Source organism: bacterium, from assembly GCA_040757115.1.
Lineage (GTDB): Bacteria > UBA9089 > CG2-30-40-21 > CG2-30-40-21 > SBAY01 > JBFLXS01.
Window position 1 is genome coordinate 1 of record JBFLYA010000014.1, and the last position, 18,860, is coordinate 18,860.

General features: G+C 38.7%; 18 protein-coding genes, 1 tRNA gene and 1 pseudogene. 2 read left to right on the forward strand and 18 right to left on the reverse strand.

Annotation, left to right across the window (positions count from 1 at the left end; translation table 11 throughout):
* The first annotated feature begins 780 nt into the window (after nucleotides 1-780).
* Together AB1422_02005 and AB1422_02010 are read left to right on the forward strand one after the other, a co-directional pair.
* The gene (locus AB1422_02005; GenBank protein ID MEW6618120.1) at nucleotides 781-918 is read left to right on the forward strand and encodes a transposase; all 138 of its coding nucleotides are present in this window, start codon (nucleotides 781-783) and stop codon (nucleotides 916-918) included.
* Nucleotides 919-996: 78 nt separating this feature from the next.
* The gene (locus AB1422_02010; protein MEW6618121.1) at nucleotides 997-1,203 is read left to right on the forward strand and encodes a hypothetical protein; all 207 of its coding nucleotides are present in this window, start codon (nucleotides 997-999) and stop codon (nucleotides 1,201-1,203) included.
* 370 nt (nucleotides 1,204-1,573) lie between these two features.
* Here AB1422_02010 and cbiE read toward each other — a convergent pair whose 3' ends face one another.
* From cbiE to mreD, 18 genes and pseudogenes are all read right to left on the reverse strand, one after another.
* Complete coding sequence (gene cbiE / locus AB1422_02015; protein MEW6618122.1) at nucleotides 1,574-2,230, reverse strand: precorrin-6y C5,15-methyltransferase (decarboxylating) subunit CbiE; 657 nt, start codon at nucleotides 2,228-2,230, stop codon at nucleotides 1,574-1,576.
* Nucleotides 2,227-2,982, reverse strand: coding sequence for a precorrin-6A synthase (deacetylating) (gene cobF, locus AB1422_02020; protein ID MEW6618123.1), 756 nt, complete (start codon nucleotides 2,980-2,982; stop codon nucleotides 2,227-2,229). Before cobF ends, cbiE begins: the two co-directional genes overlap by 4 nt.
* A 654-nt stretch (nucleotides 2,983-3,636) precedes the next feature.
* Nucleotides 3,637-7,599, reverse strand: a complete 3,963-nt coding sequence (locus AB1422_02025; GenBank protein ID MEW6618124.1) for a cobaltochelatase subunit CobN — start codon at nucleotides 7,597-7,599, stop codon at nucleotides 3,637-3,639.
* Between the two features lie 288 nt (nucleotides 7,600-7,887).
* Nucleotides 7,888-8,976, reverse strand: coding sequence for a 3-methyl-2-oxobutanoate dehydrogenase subunit VorB (locus AB1422_02030; protein MEW6618125.1), 1,089 nt, complete (start codon nucleotides 8,974-8,976; stop codon nucleotides 7,888-7,890).
* On the reverse strand, nucleotides 8,973-9,176 hold the full coding sequence (locus AB1422_02035; GenBank protein MEW6618126.1) for a 4Fe-4S binding protein: 204 nt from the start codon (nucleotides 9,174-9,176) through the stop codon (nucleotides 8,973-8,975). Before AB1422_02035 ends, AB1422_02030 begins: the two co-directional genes overlap by 4 nt.
* Nucleotides 9,177-9,388: 212 nt before the next feature.
* The gene (locus AB1422_02040; GenBank protein MEW6618127.1) at nucleotides 9,389-10,390 is read right to left on the reverse strand and encodes a divergent polysaccharide deacetylase family protein; all 1,002 of its coding nucleotides are present in this window, start codon (nucleotides 10,388-10,390) and stop codon (nucleotides 9,389-9,391) included.
* On the reverse strand, nucleotides 10,387-11,016 hold the full coding sequence (locus tag AB1422_02045; protein ID MEW6618128.1) for a 50S ribosomal protein L25: 630 nt from the start codon (nucleotides 11,014-11,016) through the stop codon (nucleotides 10,387-10,389). The genes AB1422_02040 and AB1422_02045 overlap by 4 nt, the downstream gene beginning before the upstream one ends.
* A gap of 51 nt (nucleotides 11,017-11,067) precedes the next feature.
* The gene (locus AB1422_02050; GenBank protein ID MEW6618129.1) at nucleotides 11,068-12,015 is read right to left on the reverse strand and encodes a ribose-phosphate pyrophosphokinase; all 948 of its coding nucleotides are present in this window, start codon (nucleotides 12,013-12,015) and stop codon (nucleotides 11,068-11,070) included.
* Nucleotides 12,002-12,754, reverse strand: a complete 753-nt coding sequence (locus tag AB1422_02055) for a sugar phosphate nucleotidyltransferase (protein ID MEW6618130.1) — start codon at nucleotides 12,752-12,754, stop codon at nucleotides 12,002-12,004. The genes AB1422_02050 and AB1422_02055 overlap by 14 nt, the downstream gene beginning before the upstream one ends.
* A 20-nt stretch (nucleotides 12,755-12,774) precedes the next feature.
* Nucleotides 12,775-12,912, reverse strand: a pseudogene (locus tag AB1422_02060) (GxxExxY protein).
* A gap of 55 nt (nucleotides 12,913-12,967) precedes the next feature.
* Nucleotides 12,968-13,040 (reverse strand) — tRNA-Gln (locus AB1422_02065).
* A 73-nt stretch (nucleotides 13,041-13,113) separates the two neighbouring features.
* Entirely contained in the window at nucleotides 13,114-13,365 is a 252-nt protein-coding gene (spoVG, locus tag AB1422_02070) for a septation regulator SpoVG (GenBank protein MEW6618131.1), read from the reverse strand.
* Nucleotides 13,366-13,549: 184 nt separating this feature from the next.
* Nucleotides 13,550-14,392 (reverse strand): 4-(cytidine 5'-diphospho)-2-C-methyl-D-erythritol kinase, encoded by an 843-nt coding sequence (gene ispE, locus AB1422_02075; protein MEW6618132.1) that lies wholly within the window; start codon nucleotides 14,390-14,392, stop codon nucleotides 13,550-13,552.
* Nucleotide 14,393: 1 nt separating this feature from the next.
* On the reverse strand, nucleotides 14,394-15,713 hold the full coding sequence (rodA, locus tag AB1422_02080) for a rod shape-determining protein RodA (protein MEW6618133.1): 1,320 nt from the start codon (nucleotides 15,711-15,713) through the stop codon (nucleotides 14,394-14,396).
* Nucleotides 15,714-15,920: 207 nt separating this feature from the next.
* A complete protein-coding gene (locus tag AB1422_02085) occupies nucleotides 15,921-16,061 on the reverse strand; it encodes a hypothetical protein (protein ID MEW6618134.1) in 141 nt (46 codons plus the stop codon).
* 235 nt (nucleotides 16,062-16,296) lie between these two features.
* Nucleotides 16,297-16,437, reverse strand: a complete 141-nt coding sequence (locus AB1422_02090; protein MEW6618135.1) for a hypothetical protein — start codon at nucleotides 16,435-16,437, stop codon at nucleotides 16,297-16,299.
* A 141-nt stretch (nucleotides 16,438-16,578) separates the two neighbouring features.
* The gene (gene mrdA, locus AB1422_02095) at nucleotides 16,579-18,360 is read right to left on the reverse strand and encodes a penicillin-binding protein 2 (protein ID MEW6618136.1); all 1,782 of its coding nucleotides are present in this window, start codon (nucleotides 18,358-18,360) and stop codon (nucleotides 16,579-16,581) included.
* Nucleotides 18,360-18,833 (reverse strand): rod shape-determining protein MreD, encoded by a 474-nt coding sequence (mreD, locus tag AB1422_02100; GenBank protein ID MEW6618137.1) that lies wholly within the window; start codon nucleotides 18,831-18,833, stop codon nucleotides 18,360-18,362. Before mreD ends, mrdA begins: the two co-directional genes overlap by 1 nt.
* Nucleotides 18,834-18,860: the final 27 nt, after the last annotated feature.

The window sequence follows — 18,860 nt, forward strand, 5'->3', positions numbered from 1 at the left end:
CAGTCCCCCGCCGTCAACTGCAACGCAGGGTTAGACAAAAGCTTTGATTCGCTGTCTTTTCCTTTTTCTCTGCCTCACCGAATTATTGTGCATTCCACATTCACGGTTTGACCCTAAAATATCTCCTAAAATATCTCCTTTTTATTTTCTCACACAAAGCCACAAAGAACACAAAGGTTTATTGTTTTATTCAATTCCTTTGTGACTTTGTGTCTCTGTGTGATTATTTTTATTAGTCTAACAAGTTATTATACACTTTTGTTATATTTTATCACAACCCCATCAGAAAAGTCAAGAAAAAAATTGACAAATCGTAATTGGTTTTGTATAATCTAAATGGCTAAGTATTACTTTTGGTATGATATCAAGAAAGGAGTGAATTCTGCATGATTAATATACCAACAGATATTTTTGCCCAATATAGTTCGATACTGGCTAAAAGAGGGGATTAGGATCTTCTCATCCATTTTACTCTTTTCCTTTCAATTGCGTATAACACGATAAAACTCACCTGCCCGAGCGAAGCGAGGGTCAGGTGTAGCGATTGGTTAGACTGTTTTTTACCACGAAGAGCACGAAGGTCACGAAGATTTTACAAGACAAATCTTTTTATGCCTTCTTTCAACCTTTCTACATTGAAATTTATTAACATATAGCGGTTATTAACTGGAAGTTTACATAGGATAATACCCATAAATAAGGCATGAGAATAATCGTTCCGTTAGGAACATAATATCGGTAGGAATAGATAGACAAATCAATCAGTTCCGTAGGAACGATATATTGGTAGAAAATTTATGGAAAGATGAATTATACAAATACATCATGGGTATTATCAAGAACAATCAACATAACCCGTTGGTGATAAACGGAGTGCCAGACCATGTTCATGTATTGGTAAGCGTTCAGGTGGTGTAACAAAAGGAGATGTGGAGATTAAGGAGATAGGGAGATATTATTAAAAAAATTGAAATTAATAGAAACTAATAGAAATTTATGGAAATTTGTTGTTTTCCACAATCAATTTCTACCTATTTCTATAAATTTCAATCTATTTCTATTATCTTATCTCCATATCACTCTTATCTCCTTATCCCCTTTCTTACACTTTTGATATATAGCCTGAACGGTTACATTTGCTTTACATATTCGATATTAGTAATAGTTTTAGGTAGTTTCTTACAGAATAAAGCAACCTCTTGAGCAAATTGATAAGTTCTTTCTTCTAAATCATATTGTTTGGAATTTTGAATTTTGGTCATTGGAATTTATTTGTATTTTGGAATTTGTGATTTGGAATTTTGCCACTCACTCCGCTCTCCTGCAATCTCTAATCTCCCGTTTATAGTTTATCCTTGCTTACCTCATCTTGTTACCCAACTTGTGGGTAACGATAAGACTCCCGCCAGCGGGGGACAACGGCCAATCAATCACTTGAATGGCGACAGAGCACTAGTATACAATAATCTATTTTATAAGTCAAGTTAAATTTTTAGTTTTCAGGAAGAATCACCTGACAATCGTTGATAGTTGATAGTTTATTATAGACCATAAACTATAAACGATAAACTCTTCAAGAAATGATGATAACTATATTTGGCTCTGCAAAGGATACCTTTAATAGTTCTTCTGGAGAGCCTTTGATAATTCTTTCATCCACCGCCCCGAGTTTTTCACAAACATAGATAACCAGTGGGCAATGAACAGTAAGCAGTGAGCACTTTAAAATTTCGGCTATCTTTGATGGTGTATTGTTCCTATCAGTCAGAACAGCTATCTTGTGGTGATGTTGAAGCAGGGATGGAAGGTCGCTTATGGTGTATGGTTTGCCTTTCTTTGGGTCAGGCTCACCATGGAGGCTGAGCAAAAGGGCATCATCCCATGTCTCTTTTATCCTTGAAAAAGCAATCTGGATAGCGGATAAATCCGGAATTACCTCGATAGTATCCCTTCCGAGTTCTTCCATTGCCCTTCTCCCAATCCCAAAAAACATTGGGTCTCCAGAAGCAAGCACAGTTACATCACAATTCTGACACTTGATATAATCAAGCATCTCATCCATATTATTAATTACCCTGATATTATCCCTAATTGCTTCAAACTCTTCGTATCCTTTGAATATCTCAAAGAGTCTATTTGTGGCAAGGATAACCTTTGAATTAAGAGTAATCTCCTTTGCCCTTTTATCAAAAGGTCTATAGCCAATGCCGATAAGATAGACTTTCTTCATTTTGCCTTCCTCAAAATATAAGTATCCATCATCCAACCCCGCCTCCTTTTTGCCGCTTTTCTTATCGTTTTAATCTTCTCAATGACTTCGTTTAACCTCCCTGAAACAAGTATCTCTTCCTTATTCCCCAGATAGCCGCCCCAATAGATATCAAGTTCCTCGTCCTTAAAACGGTTAAAGGTAGCATAAGAATCTAATAAGACCGCAGTGTTATTAATCTCATTTGCTTGGTATTCCTTCAACCTTCTGCCGGTGGTAATAACAATATTTTCACCTATCCGATTGAGTGGGATTTTATGTTTTGCGGTTAGTATCTGAACAGAAGTTATCCCGGGGATGACCTCATACTCAAAATCTACAATCCCTTGTTTAAGAATATCTTGCAGTATCTCTAAATGACCATCATAGAGGCTCGGGTCACCCCAGACGAGAAATGCCCCAATCTGTCCATCTGCCATATTGTTAATCAATTTTGTGATAATCTCTGCCTTTTGGACCCGCCACTTCTTAACCCCCTCTTCATATCTGCCGCTTTTTTTTCTCTTAGGAATCTCTGCGACCACAACTCGATAACTTTTTTCATCAAGGTATCTTTTTAATATTTCCATCCTTGCTAAAGCAAGCTCATCCTCTTTTTCACCTTCTTTTTCAAGGATAAAGAAGACATCCACTTTTTTCATTGTATCAATTGCCTGAATGGTCAGGTAATCAGGGTTACCTGGTCCAATACCGATAAGATATATTTTTTTCATCTTTTCGTTCCTTGTAACTTTATTATATTTCACCACAGAGACGCAGAGAGCGCGGAGAGTAAGATTTCCTCTTCTAAACCTAAAACCATTCTTCTCATTCCATGTTTTAGCACATACTTTAAAATCCTAAATTCCAAATTCTACATTGGAATTTATTGGTGGTGTCTTAATCTAGCATAAAGGTTAAAATAGTGTATAGGGTTCTGCAAAATAGGATTTGAGGGAGACAACAAATAAATATCAAATATAAATATCAAAATGCAAAATTACAAATCAAATTTCAAAAAGGACGGGACGGTTCCTTTTATCGTTTTTCCTATGATTTTTGTTGGAAATTGGAAATTAGAAATTGGGCTTTTGTCTCTCTCCCTAATTTCCAATTTCAATCCGCAATCTTTCAAACAAAAGTGAACCGTCCCAAAAGGATTTCTATTTTAACGCTGAAAGGAAAGAGATAATTTTACATTTTGATATGTAATTTTTATATTTGCTTTTTGCATTTTGCTCTTTGGAGGAAATCCCTTTTGGACACCAAATCTGCATAGATTTCACTATTAGAGTTATTTTCAGACACCACCAATTTATTTATCCACGGATTAATTCATTTATATTCATCTTCTCTGCGTTCTCTGTGCCTCTGCGGTAAATAGTTGTTTAAATTTTCCTTCTAAATCCCAGGGCAATCAACCCAATAAATATGAGGAAGCCAGCAATGAATAAATACGGAATTGGGGCAGATGAGATACCGTCTGCCGTCTTCACTTCCTCCATCTCATACCCTTCAACCTGTGCCAGAGGTGCTATCTTTTTTGCCTTATCACCAGGGGCTATAGTTTTTTGTTTGGTCTCTGACCTCTGACTTCTGTCCTCTGCCTTCTGCCTTCTGCCTTCTGCCCTCTGCCTTCTGCCCTCTGACATCTGACTCTGTGCCTTCATAAACCCTTGCATCTGAACCTTTGAGCCAGGCACAGACATTAGCACCTGGCGGGTAAACTGTGTCAGCAAGGGATTGTTGCAGGTATGGTCACAGCAGGCAAGACCAACCTCCTGGACGCTCCGGGCATATTCCAGGGCAAGGGTTTCTATTATTTCTTTCTCTGGTTTCCAGTATTTCTTTCGCACACATTCAAGCATCCTGGCGACAACAGATTGATATGCCCACATATTTTTTGAACTGCGAAACATATCCTTTATTCCCAGTTCGTTTCTATCCAGGATGTATGTTTCATACATCTCATTCCATTTAGCCGCATCTATCGCCTCTGGCACGGTTACCTGCCAACCCCAGAGGTATTCGACGACCTTATCTATAAATCGAGACCCGGCATAGCCCTCGTTCATCATTGCCTTAATCCATTCAGGGTTCAGATACCTTGCACGCATTTCTCGTCCCATAAATTTTTCAAGGGTTTCCTGTTTTGGTTGACGGGGATTGGACATATTGGTTACATAAACCTCTGGTGTTTTCCCATCAATGGAACGGATTGCCATTGCCGTGCCACCAAGATATTGGAAAAAGTCGTCATTATCAAGCGTGGCATAGACATTGCCCGAGATGCTGTGCACCGCTACTTTTGTTCCGGAAAGGGCATTCTTAAACAGCAGAAGGCTTATATCCTCATCCAGCTCCTCCGGTCTGTTACCTTGTTCTATCTTAGTTCCCCAGAACCCCTGTCCATAGAGATGGCTCATCCGCATCAGATAGACATCAGCTACCTGTTTTTCGTTATCCCAGGTGTTGGATAAAGGAATAAGATTAGATAAGTTTGTTCCGTAAGCACCAGAAGGCACGGTAAAAAGCCGCACCGATGCCAGCCGTTCTGCCATATCCTCAGAAATGCCTTTTTCCATAAGTATCTTCTTTGCCTTAAGGATATTTAGCCGAATGATGTTGTCCGTCTCATCCTGCTGCTTTGCCAGGGATACGGCTTTATCCAGCAAATCCATAAGGTTGGAGAACAGGTCACGGTAGAGCCCTGAGGGAACAATAGTCACATCAATTCTTGCCCGACCAAGCTCATACGCTGGTATTGGTTCAACCCCGACTACCTCCTTTCGCTCATTCCATTTTGGTTTTATGCCCATCAAATACATAATCTGCGATTCCATCACCCCTTCATGACGGATGGTTTCTATCCCCCAAAGATTGAAGGTGAGCTTATCCGGATATTTGCCATGCCGATTTTTATACCCATCAATAAGTTCCTTTGCCAATTTCACTCCCATCTCGTAGGTGGTTTTGCTGGGTATCCTCCTCGGGTCAAATGAATAGAAGTTCTTGCCTGTGGGCAGTGAATCAGGATTACGAATGGGGTCATTGCCCTGACCAGCCGGGATATATCTGCCTGAAAGTGCGGCGATGAAAGAATCAAGCTCCCTTTGTGCTGATTGGATTATCCTCTGCTCGTAATCAGCGAGTCTCTGGGCAGAAGATTCTGTGCCCAATATTGCTTCAGCCGTAGTCCTGATGTATCTTTCCTCTGGGGCACGGCCAAAGGTATGCATACCAAAAGGTGTCTGCTTCTCCCCAATATCCTGGAGGTAATGCTCCACCTCCTCAACATCTTCTTCTGTTTTGACTTCGGCAATCTTAAGGTCAGTCAATAACCCAATCCGTCGGGCAAGGTTATTAATCTCTGCAAGTTTTGTTTCAGCCAAAGACAGACTTTTCTCCCTTGCCACATTGTAATCATTAATCAAGCCTGTTAGCTCTCTCAGTTCTTTATTCAGCCTCGCCTTATCAAATGGTGGGGTCAAATGGTCAATGATGACCGCCATTCCCCTTCGTTTTGCCTGTAACCCTTCGCCAACATCATCAACGATATACGGATAGATATTTGGCAGATGCTGGATTAATGCCTCTGGTGGGTCGTTTTCGGTAAATCCAACCTCTTTGCCCGATAACCACTCATGGGTGCTGTGTTTGCCGATATGTGCCACTGCATCTGCCGAAAAAACCTTTTTGAGCCACAAATAAAAGGCAACATATTGGTGATGTGGACTAAGGGTAACACTGTGATAGAGTTTTTTGACATCCTGCTCCCAACCGCGTGAGGGTTGCGGCATAAAAAGGATATTCCCATACTTCACCGCCGGGATAACAATGTATTTCTTTCCTCGGTCATCTGTCCATGTCATAATCTTGCTATCCTCTGGCCGTCCCCAGTCTCTGAGCATAGCCGTGGCCATCCCTTGCGGCAGTTCTTCAAACCATTGTTTGTAGAGGTTCATTGGAATAAGCACTGGTTTGCCTGTTCTCACCAACCTATCCAATTCCCCTGGCGCCCAATTGCCAATATTCCTGCCGTAAGTAAGAATATCATTGAAGAGCATCTCCTTCTTAATTTCCCCGGTCCCAAAATCATATCCTTCTATCTTCATTCGCTGTAATATCTCCCACAGGCTTTCTGGCAGGACATTGAGATACGATGCCCCAACATTTTGCTTGCCCGGGGGATAGTTATAATAGATGATGGCAATCCTTTTGTCCCTGTTGGGTTTATCCTGCAAATTTATCCATCCCTTTACACGGTCAATGAGTCGCTCAACCCGTTCAGGGATTGGTCGCTCTTCGATGTATTCAATTCCATTTTCAACCATCCTTTCCCTTGAAGCAATAACCGTGGGCTGGCTAATTCCAGCCATCTCCGGACCCGCAATCTGCCAGGAACGCTCAAAGATATTAAGTCCAACTGCAGATGCCTCCCATTCTTCTTTCGATTGGGTGTAAAGGGGAATGGCATTAATCACTGGCACATTGAGTCTGGTGAGTAAAGGGATAACGACTTCTGGCTTGATCCCTAATTTCATACTATGAGCTACGAGGCAATGTATCCTGCTCTTGCCTTCTTCATCAAAGAAAAACCGCTCAATGGGAATTTCGGGTGGATAGCCATAAACAGGAAGAACGCTAAACCCTTCCTGCTCTAAAGATTCAATCACACTATCCACGGTCAAAAGATTACCTGAGTCAAAATTGCTTTTGTAAAAAAGAACCCCAACCCATTTATCACCATTCGGCTGGTAGGATTTTAAGAACTCATTCAGATTTGCCACCACCCGTCTCTCTTTTCTAAGATAGATGCCAGACTGAGGAATTGGAGATGGCTCTTTCCATGGTAGTTTAAGCCCAAAATCACGGCTCAAGACAAAAAGCAACATATTCCTGATATTCTCAAAACCATTCTCCTTGTAGTATGCATTAATCTGTTCATCGTCGATGATTCCCATATCCTGATGCTCTTTGCTATAAATTCCTCCAAAACCATAAACCTTACCGCCATTTTTTACGACCTGTTTAATGTAAGGCTTTGCCAGTTCCACAACCTGACGGTCCATAATCCGAAGAAGAAAGACAACCTTTGAATCTGCAATCTCTTCCGCGGTTTTGAGTCTATTCTTAATAGAATATGAGGTATAGACCTTGAAGGCAACTTTTCCCGAAAGATGTGGATATTCTTTTTGTATGGATTTGACTGTGTCGAGGGCGAGCTTTGAATGGGTATCGCCAGGCATCAGGCTAATCGTTAAAGGTTGTGCCTGTCCAGAAGACAGAGGACAGAAGACAGAGCACAGAATAATACAAAACATACATATTCTATCAATGGTTTTTATCATTTCTACACCTTACCTTCTAAAAAATCGGGGTTCGGAACTCGGGACTCGGGGTTCGGGACTCGGGAATAAAAGAATCCCCGACCCCCGAAATCGGAACCCCGAGTGCCCGAATCCCGATTTTCATCATCCTTGTGAGCCGTAAGACTAAATGAGGGTCTCTCCCTATTTTATCCGTGCTAATCCGTGTTAATATGTAGTAGGTGGTAGGTGGGATGTGGGATGTATGCTTTCCCACCTACCACCTTCCATCTACTACCTACCATCAGTGGCTGAATAGTTACTTTATTTCTATGTCTTCTCTGTTCCTCTGCGTCTCTGCGGTAAATTACCCCCTGAACGGTTGAAGATTTCCAATAACTGAAGATAAACCTCTTTTGGTGTGATAAATACCCCGCCGGGTTTGCCATAAAAGTGGACAGGTATTTTGCCTTCGACGGCTAATTTCACATCCTCAACCATTTGTCCTAAATTCAACTCAACCACTAAAAAAGATTCTGGAGTGGTTTGTTGGATAACTTGTGTGGGAAATGGGTAGAGGGTAATTGGTCTAATCAGACCGGCTTTTATTCCTTGTTTGCGGACTCGGTTTATTGCCTCTTTGCAAATTCTGGCGACCACTCCAAAGGCAACAACGATTATTTGGGCATCTTCAATTTCATAAGTTTCATAATCTACTTCTTTTTGCATCTCTTGATATTTTTGGTGTAGTTTCCAATTATGAGCCTCTAAATTTTTAGGGTCAATATATAGTGATTTGATGGTATTTGGTGGTCTATTTTTTGCCCCGGTTAAAGTCCAGGTTTTAGGTGGGAGGTTAACCTTTTTAATTGGTTTTAATTCAACTGGTTCAATCATTTGTCCTAATAATCCATCGGTTAAAATCATTGTTGGATTACGGTATTTATCCGCTAAATCAAATGCCTTTTGAGTTAAATCAACTGCTGACTGAATAGAATCCGGGGCTAAAACAATCAAGTGATAATCTCCATGTCCGCCGCCTTTGGTTGCTTGAAAGTAATCGGATTGAGACGGTGCAATATTTCCCAGTCCAGGTCCTCCACGAGAGACATTGACAATCACTCCTGGCAATTCACATCCCGCCATATATGAGAGACATTCTTGTTTCAGGCTAATACCCGGGCTTGAGGAAGAGGTCATTGCACGAGCACCGGTGCACGCCGCACCAAAAACCATATTTATTGCCGCTATTTCACTCTCTGCCTGTAAAAATACCTTGCCTTCCTGTGGTAGCCTTTTCGCCATATGGGCGATTAATTCATTTTGTGGGGTAATGGGATAACCAAAGTAACATTCACATCCAGCTAATATCGCCGCCTCAGCGATGGCTTCATTCCCGGTCATTAATATCTTACTCATTTATACACCTCAATGGCTATATCCGGACAGATAATAGCACATAATTTACACCCATTACATTTATCAGAAGGGATAAAATATGCTGGATGAAGACCTGCCTGGTTTAATTCATCACTCATCGCAATTAAATTATGCGGGCATACTGTTGTGCATAACTCACAACCTTTACATCTGTTACTATCAATTATTATTTTACCCATTGATTTTGCCTTTGGGGGTCAGACTTTTCTAATTTCCAGTTTCCAATTAATTGTAAGCGTTCAGCCATCAGGTATCAGCAATCAGTTAACATCCAGGAAATCAGGATAGTAACAAATCCTACAATTTTGCGTAAAGGGTGTCTATGTGTCTGGTAGTCTATGTAACCCAGACACTTAGACACCCAGATACCAGACTACCTGAACGGTTACAATTAATTTACCAGACAAGATGCTGGCACGACCTCAATCCCATACTCTTTTAATTTAGGCACCATTTCTACTAATGCCTCTGCCGTCGCGTCTTTAATCGCATGTCCTATGCCAATTGCATACCCCTTCTGCTTAGCTCGATAAATAAGTTCATTTATTTGCTCTTTCACATATTCTGTATCGTTAATATTATCTAAGAAAACAGTGCGTTGATTGGTCGGGACACCTTTTCTTTTTGCCAATTTATATGCCACAGACCGACCAGTCGTTACACTATCAATAAAGTAAAGATTTTTTGTTTTAACCTTGTCTAAGACATAAGTCATTGTTACCTCATCTGCCGTGGCTTTAGAACCCATATGGTTATTTATCCCTACAACATGAGGGATGTCATTTATTGCCCCCTCAAGATTTCTTGCTATCTCTTCTTGAGACATACCAATCAGAACAGCATATTTATAGGGCTTCATATTGTGGCCAGCTTCGCATAATTTATCCTCTTTGGTCATCCTTGAATTACCACAATTTTCCATTGGCATATGGAGCATTACTTCCATCCCTTTTTCATAACACTGATTAGCAATTTGTCTTGAATATTTTAGTCCTGGCAAAATACTGAAGGTTAAAGGAGCCTGTATGCCAAGTAACTTTTTTGCACAGCCATTCAGACTATATCCGGCATCATCAAGAATAATGGCTATTTTCGCTGTTCCTGTGCCTTTCCAGGCTCTTTTATCAACCAGAGAAGAATAATAAGGCAAAATTTTTTTTGTCCCTTCAGTTTTTTTTTCTTCTTTAGGTTTTGGGATTCTCGGCTTTTCAACCACTTTTTCCAGTTCTTTTTCTTCTAATCTTTTGGTTTCTTCTAACGCCATCCCTATCTCTTCTGAAGTTGGAATCTCCTTAGGAATCTGAAGATACGCTAATGCCATAGTAAAACCAAAGAAAGAGATACTTACGGCTAAAACTGTGATTATGCTGATGAGAAGACTATCTTTTTTCATTCCAATTCCTCTTTCTTCTTTTCTCTGATTACTTCTGGTTCTGCCACTGCTTCTTCTTTTACTACTTCTACTTCTTCTTTAGGTGTGGAAATAGATAATACGATTGCCTCCGGGTCGGCTTTAAGTTCAATCCCTTTTTCTACAACTAAATCTTTCACATAAACTACTGCCCCTAATTCTAAATTAGTGACATCTACCGGAATGTTGTTTGGGATTTGTGTTGGGAGAGTGCTAATCTCTATATCCCACATAATTTGTTCTAAAATACCACCTTCTTGTACCCCTTTGGCACTCCCAATTATTTCTATTGGCACCCTGATGGTTAATTTTTCTTTTAATGATATTCTCAAAAAATCAGCATGCAATAAAAGATTTTTAAAGGGATGGTTTTGCCTTTCTTTTAAAATCACCGTTTCTGTCGAAGCAGGTAATTTCAGGTTGATAAGCACATTTGCCCCTCCTTTATGGAGAATATGAATTAAATCTGCTGATTTAAACTCTATTGGAGTAACTTCTTTTTTGCCTCCATAAACCACTCCCGGAACAAATCCTTTCTCTCTTAATCGACGACAATATTCTTTGCCTGACTCGCTTCTTGTGGTCGCTTCTAATAGTACCTTTTCCATTTTTTTAAATACCCCCTTCTTATTTGTTAATTAGTTAAATAGTTACCAACATTAAATAAATAAAGAGCTAACTGAGGATTCTTGATGAGTTCTTGTTATTGCCTCACCTAAGAGTTTCGCTACAGAGAGCACTGTAATTTTATTAGTTTTTTCTGCTTTTTCTCTCAGAGGGATAGTATTGGTTACCACCACCTCTTTAATCGGTGAATTATTAATTCGTTCAATTGCTGGGCCAGATAATACTGGATGAGTAGCACAGGCATATATATCTAATGCCCCCTTTTGTTTCAAGGCATTAGTTGCCTCGGTTAATGTGCCAGCGGTATCAATTATATCATCGAGGATAATTAAATTTTTATCCTCAACCTCACCAATAACATTCATTACCTCAGCCTTATTTTTGGTTTGGCGTCGTTTATCAATAATAGCAATAGAGGCATTGAGTTTACTGGCAAGTGCTCGTACTCGCTCGACCCCACCAGGGTCAGGAGAAACTAAAACTAAATCTTTTATCTCCTTTTTCTTGAAATATTCGACGATGACTGGTGTGGCAAATAAATTATCAACAGGTATGTCAAAAAAACCCTGTATCTGTCCAACATGAAGGTCAACGGTCAAAACCCTATCTGTGCCCGCAACGACAATGAGATTTGCAACTAACTTAGAACTAATTGGCACCCGTGGTTGAACCTTTCTATCCTGACGAGCATAGCCATAGTAAGGTATGACCGCAGTAATCCGTTTTGCCGATGACCGACTAAAGGCATCAATCATTATTAAAAGTTCCATTATATTTTGATTTCCTGGTGGAGAGGTAGGCTGAATAACAAAAACATCCTTTCCTCGAACATTTTCATTGATATGAACACAGGTCTCTCCATCGGCAAATGAACTTACTTCTATATCTCCAACAGGTATTTGCAAATAATCACATATTTCTCTGGCTAATTCTGGATTAGCATTCCCAGAAAATACTTGCATATCGTTAATTTGTGACATTAGTTGCCTCCTTTATAATCTCTTCCACCCTTTTCAAGTCATCCTGTGTATTTATCCCTATTACCTCGATTGGGTCAGGTATTTGAAGGGTTATTATTTTTTCTCCCTGTTTTTTTAGAATTCCAACAACATCAGTTAGATAATATTCGCCTTGTTTATTATCCGCCGTTATCTTTTTTAGGGCAGAAAATAAATCCTTACTTTTAAAACAATAAGTTCCTGTATTAATTAAGTTAATTGCCTTTTCCTGCTCTGTAGCATCCTTTTCCTCAATAATTTCACATACATTACCAGAGGCATCTGTTATTATTCTGCCATATCCAGTTGGGTCATCTATGGTTGTTGTAAGGATTGTTACTGTTGCATTAGATTGTTGATGAGTTTGAATTAACCTTTCAAGAGTGCTACTTTTTAGTAAAGGAGTATCTCCGCAAAGGACTAAGATATTCCCTTCAAAATCAGACAATATCTTTTCTGTTTGAGCAACAGCATGTCCTGTCCCGAGTAACTCTTCTTGAACAACTATCTCTACCTTTTTATTTTTAACTAATTGGGCTACTTTTTCTTTTTGATGTCCAACAACAATAATAATTCTTGCCGATAAAAAAAAGGAAAGAGTGTCCAGGACATATTCTATCATTGGCTTATGGCACAGTTTATGAAGCACCTTCGCCAAATCAGATTTCATCCTCTTTCCTAATCCTGCGGCTAAAATAATTATAGCAATTCTATTTCCCATGAATTCTTTCTTTCGAGTAACTATTCACCACGAAGAGCACGAAGGGCAGGGAGATTGGACAAGACAAATCTTTTTATGCCTTCTTTCAATCTTTCCACATTGAAATTTATCAATACACCAACTTTGATATTTGCTAACTTTATTAGATAATTCATCAAATTTTACTTCGTGCTCTCCGTGCCCTTCGTGGTGAATAGTTACGCATTTTTTAGGCTGGGGTGGAAGGACTCGAACCTCCGAATGCGGGAGCCAAAGTCCCGTGCCTTACCAACTTGGCGACACCCCAATTAACAAAAAGTCAAGGTCGCGGTTAAGAAACACAGCAAAAAAACTCTCTTTTTCCTTAACCTATCTCTTTATTATGCCTGCTGGTATGCTTCTAATACCTTGTCTTGCAGTGTTTGTCTAAATTCAGCGCTAATTGGATGGGCAATATCTTTTAATGCCCCATCTTTTGTCAGTCTATTAGGCATAGCGATAAACATTTCCTCTTGCCCCTGAATGACTTTAATGTTATGCACCACAAATACATCGTCAAATGTTACTGATACCCACGCCTTTAATTTCGAGTCATTCTCTATTCGTTTAACCCGAATGTTAGTAATTTCCATTGATTCACCTCTTTAAGAGTAGTCAGTAGTCAGTAGTTAGTAGTCAGTAAAGAATAGTGCTAAGTCAAAATTATTTTTTGTAAGATGCCTCAACCTTAACCTGATAGTACCCATGAATTCAATCTTGAAGAGGCAATAGTTATTTCCCTTTACTGACTACTGACTACTGACTACTGTTTACTGTTTATTGCATATTTTTTGTCACAAAGATTATCTCATCACCCCCCTTTAATTTATCATAGATGTTAACTGCCTCTAACTGTGTTTTAACAATTCCAAAAATACTTGACCCACTACCTGACATAAGCGCTCCCAGAGCACCGAGATTAATGAGTTTTTCTTTTAATTTTTTAATCACCGGATATTGCAGGAGCACAATTTCTTCTAATGTATTGTAAAGCAAATTTGAAATTTGTTCTATATTACCTTCTTTAACGACATCTAATATTATTTTACTCTTTATTGGCTCATTTGTCAACATAAAATTTACATTTTCATATACTTTAGCCGTAGAAATTTTTATTTTAGGCCAGATTATAATCACCCAGAATTGTGGTAAAGGAGGTAGAGGAGTAAGGGTTGTCCCAATTCCTGTTGCATAAGATAATCCTTGGTTAATGATAAAGAAAGGGACATCTGCCCCCAATTTAGAAGATAGGAGAATCATCTCGGTTTGACTCAATCCCAATGACCACAATTTATTCAAGCCAATTAATGTTGTTCCTGCATCAGAACTGCCTCCACCTAAACCCGCTCCAATCGGGATATTTTTTTCAATCTTTATTTTTACTCCTTTTTTGACCTCTAATTCTTGTTTTAAAAGATTAGCCGCTTTATAGGCTAAGTTTTCTACACCAGGAACCTCTGGACATTCTAACTCAATTCCGTCATCCTTGCTTTCTAAAATGATGGTATCGTATAATTCGACTTTTTGCAAGATAGTTTCTAATTCATGGTAACCATCCTGTCTTTTAGCGATGACATTTAAAAATAAATTTATCTTTGCGGGGGCTAATAGTTTTATCATTTTATAACATATATCTTCTTAATCTAATATTTAAAAGTATGCCTAAAGAAACCATAGTGATACAGAGTGAAGAGCCACCATAACTTACCAGAGGTAAGGTTAGACCGGTTACCGGCATTATACTCAGAGATATACCAACATTCATAAAGACCTGGACAGCAATCATAGTAATTATCCCCGAGGCTAATAAACAACCAAAATTATCCCTTGAAGAAAAGGCAATATAAATACCGCGGTAGATAATAATTAAAAAGAGCAATAAAGTAGTAATTACCCCGATAAATCCTAATTCTTCCCCAATAACTGAGAAGATGAAATCAGATTGACGCTCAGGTAAAAAACCCAGTTGACTTTGTGTCCCTCGAAAAATTCCTTTACCCAGTAGTCTACCGGAGCCTATGGCGATTTTAGATTGAATAATATTATACCCGGCGCTTAAAGGGTCAATCCCGGGGTCAATAAATACCACAAGTCGTTTTCTTTGATAATCCTTTAAAAAACCATTGGCAACTAACGAAACAAGAAGGCTGATACTGATGATTCCTAGTATTAACCCAAATTTATTAAAGGTAATACTCCTTCTAAATAATTTTGTCATATAATATATGGTTACTGTAAGTCCCGATAGACAAAGTAAAGAGATTAAAGTATGTTTAAATGAACTAATAGACCGATATAGAAAATGGATAACAGGTATTTTATGAACTATCTGAAGTTGTTCCCAGCTTAAAAATAGGGTAAAAACCATAATTAAAATACTTATCGAGGTCAATGAAACTAAATAGATTGGTTTAGCCCCTGTGATGTAAAACATAACTAATACTACCGGGAAAAAAACTAATGTAGTTCCCACATCAGGCTGCATCAGAATAAGAAATATCGGTAAGGCAACTAATCCTATTGGATAGATAAATTCTTCAATCGAGGTTAATCCTTCTCGTTTAGTCGAAAGGTATTCAGCCAGGATAATAATCGTGGCTAATTTAGCGAATTCTGCGGGTTGAAATGAAAAAGGACCTATAACTACCCAACTTCTTGCACAACGAATCAAAGGACCTCCCACCAATACAAATATTAATAAAACTATCACCAGAATATACAATATTCGCGAGTATTTACCTAATAGTTGATAATCAAATGAAACGGCAGCGGTTAACCCCAAAAGTCCTATTCCAAACCACATTGTTTGTTTGAGCCATAAGAAATTAGAGTCTGAGGATTGAGTAGCACTGTAAATCATAAGTATCCCCAGACAGACAATTAAAATCACACAACTAAAGATAATGTAATCAAACCCTTTTTTTAGACTAAAATTAAGCATAGTTCTCCTGAAACTCGGGACTCGGGACTCGGGACTCGGGACTCGGGATTCGGGACTCGGGATTCGGGAAGAAAGAAACTCTCAGCAATTCCCCCTTAATAAAGGGGGTTAGGGGGTTGTCCTTCTCCCATTTTCATTGCCCTTTGTGAGCCTTGGCTCATGTCCGTTTCCCCTGAAAATGTCTGTAAGTTATTGTAATTGCTTGACTTAGAAAACCACATTTTCATCGTCATTTGTGAGTCGCAGACTCATGACCGTTTCCCCTGAAAATAGGAAGTAGAAAGTAGAGAGTAGAAAGTAGAAAGTAAAGAAAACATCACTCCTCCCGCTTATCTCCTTACCTCCCACCTTCTATCTCCTACCACTATTTCCCCTGAAAATCGGGACTCGGGACTCGGGATTCGGGAAGAAAGAAACTCTCATCAATTCTCCCTTAATAAAGGGGGTTAGGGGGTTGTCCTTCTCCCATTTTCATTGCCCTTTGTGAGCCTTGGCTCATGTCCGTTTCCCCTGAAAATAAGGAAGTAGAAAGTAGAGAGTAGAAAGTAGAAAGTAAGGAAAGACAAGCCTCTTCTTTCTCTCTCTACCCTCTACTATTTTCATCGTCATTTGTGAGTCGCAGACTCATGACCGTTTCCCCTGAAAATAGGAAGTAGAAAGTAGAGAGTAGGAAGTAGAAAGTAAAGAAAAGATCACTCCTCACGCTTATCTCCTTACCTCCCACCTTCTATCTCCTATCTACTATTTTCATCTTCGTTTGTGCCCAGTCCCTGTGGGCATGAGCGTTTCTCCTTTTTAAAGAAGGTTGAGTCACGGAAGGAGAAGTAATTTTTCTCTGCCGATTTCTTTCTTAACCCTTAACCGCTCAACTTTCTTTAAATATCGACCAATCCATTTGTTCTAAAATTCTTCTTGCGACTGGAACTGCTTCTATACCTCCTTTACCTCCATGTTCGACAAGAACGGCGATAACTACTTTCGGGTCATCCACCGGGGCAAAGCAAACAAAGAGGGCATGGTCTTCCCCGGTAGGATTTTGCACCGTTCCTGTTTTACCACCTATTCTTAAATAAGGTAAATAAGCCTTTTGACCTGTTCCTTTAGCCACGACATCCTCTAATCCTTTGAATACTACTTTTTGAGTCTGATTTGATAAAGGAATAATCCTTTTTACCCAGGGATTAAATATCTTTATATTTCCAGAAGAATCTATCATTTGTTTAGCTATTCTTGGTGTAATGATCTTGCCACCATTTACAATTGCACTTAAAGCACAGGCCAATTGTAGTGGTGTGCTTAAAATATATCCCTGACCGATACTCAAATTAACTGTTTCTCCCCAATACCATGATTCTTTAAATTTTTCTTCTTTCCATCTTCGAGTAGGAACTAATCCACTTGCTTCAGCAGGCAAATCAATGCCTGTTTTCTCTCCTAATCCTACTTGCTGGGCAAATTTTGAGATTTTATTTATCCCCAATTTAATCCCAACTTGATAGAAAAAGATATTACAGGAATGAGCAAGTGCATCCATAACATCTACAGAGCCATGTTTTTCTTTTTGGAAACAAATAAACCTTTTATTCCCTAACCAGTATATTCCCCCACAAGAATATCTTGTGCCCTCGTTTATAATTTCATCTTCTAATGCCGCGGTCGCCACGATAATTTTAAATACGGACCCGGGGGAATATTGTGCTTGAATTACCCGATTAAGTAATGGATATTGTTTATCAGAAAATATCTGTTTAGCCTGAGTAGAAGTCATATGCCCTAAGAACATATTTGGGTCAAAACCTGGCTTGCTAACTATAGATAATATTTCACCATTATTAGGATTCATCACGACTACTGCCCCGGATTTCTCACCAAGAGCCTCATTGGCTATTTCTTGTAACCGCTTATCAATGGTCAAAATTAGATTATTACCAGGGATTGGTTCCATATTACCTAAAACCTGTAATTGTCTTCCACGAACATCGACTTCAATTTGTTTCCCACCATTTTTGCCTCTTAAAGAAAGGTCATAATATCCTTCAATCCCTGATTTCCCAATTAAATCACCATATTTATATCCATCATTGTATTTATGGATAAGTTCTTCTTTACTAATTTCACCAATATATCCTAAGAGATGACTACAAATGGGACCATAGGTATAATATCGTTTTTGATTAACTTGAATCATAATACCTGGTAGTTCGGTTGTTCGTTCAGCGACTTTAGTCAGGATTTCACGGTCTACATCAGCAACGATTACCGTGGGTTCAAAAGGCTTATTTTTTTTCGCCTGAATCTTCTCCATCACCTCTTTTAGATTAATTTCTACTATTTCTTTTAACTTGATTAGTGTTTGTTCTATTTCATTTTTGTTCAAGCCAAGTTGAATGATGGCAATGTCAAATGAAGGTATATCTTGGGCTAATATCTTCCCATTGCAGTCATAAATCATTCCTCTTGAAGCAGTAATTGGTATTAACCGAATACGGTTATTTTCCGAGACCTTTTGATAATAATTTCCTTTTATTATCTGTAAATAGATTGCTTTAACAATTAATATGGCAAAAGCGATTATAATAATTGTAGTTAATCGAACAAGTCTTTGCCGTAATCTTTCTAATTCAGATTCAGTCGGTTCAATATGCATTATTCTTCTCCTGATTTTGTTTTGTGGATTATCGGGTAAATAAGAATCCCCAGAATGGTATTATAAATGGCAATAAAAAAAACTCTATTCAGTGAGGAAATTCCAGGGGAAATAATGAATATAGATTGAATGGCAAAGATTAATAAATTCTGGATGAGTGTAAATATAAAAATAGATAAAGAAATAGAAATCAAATTTTCTTTATGGATTTTTTTTATACTACTTACTGATAATCCAATAATCAGTTTTGTAAAGGTATTAATTCCCTGATTAATACCTGAAAGACTATCCTGTAATATCCCGGCGATAAATCCTATTATTCCTGCCTCAAATGATGAGTGTTTAAAGGCAAAAAAGATTATTATAATCAGGAGTAAATCTGGTTTTATTTCACAAATAGTTAAGACATCTGCGTAGACTGTTTGTCCAACTAAACATAGAATAATTATTCCAATCCACATTACCCAATACACTTAACCATTTCCTTTACCATTGGTTGT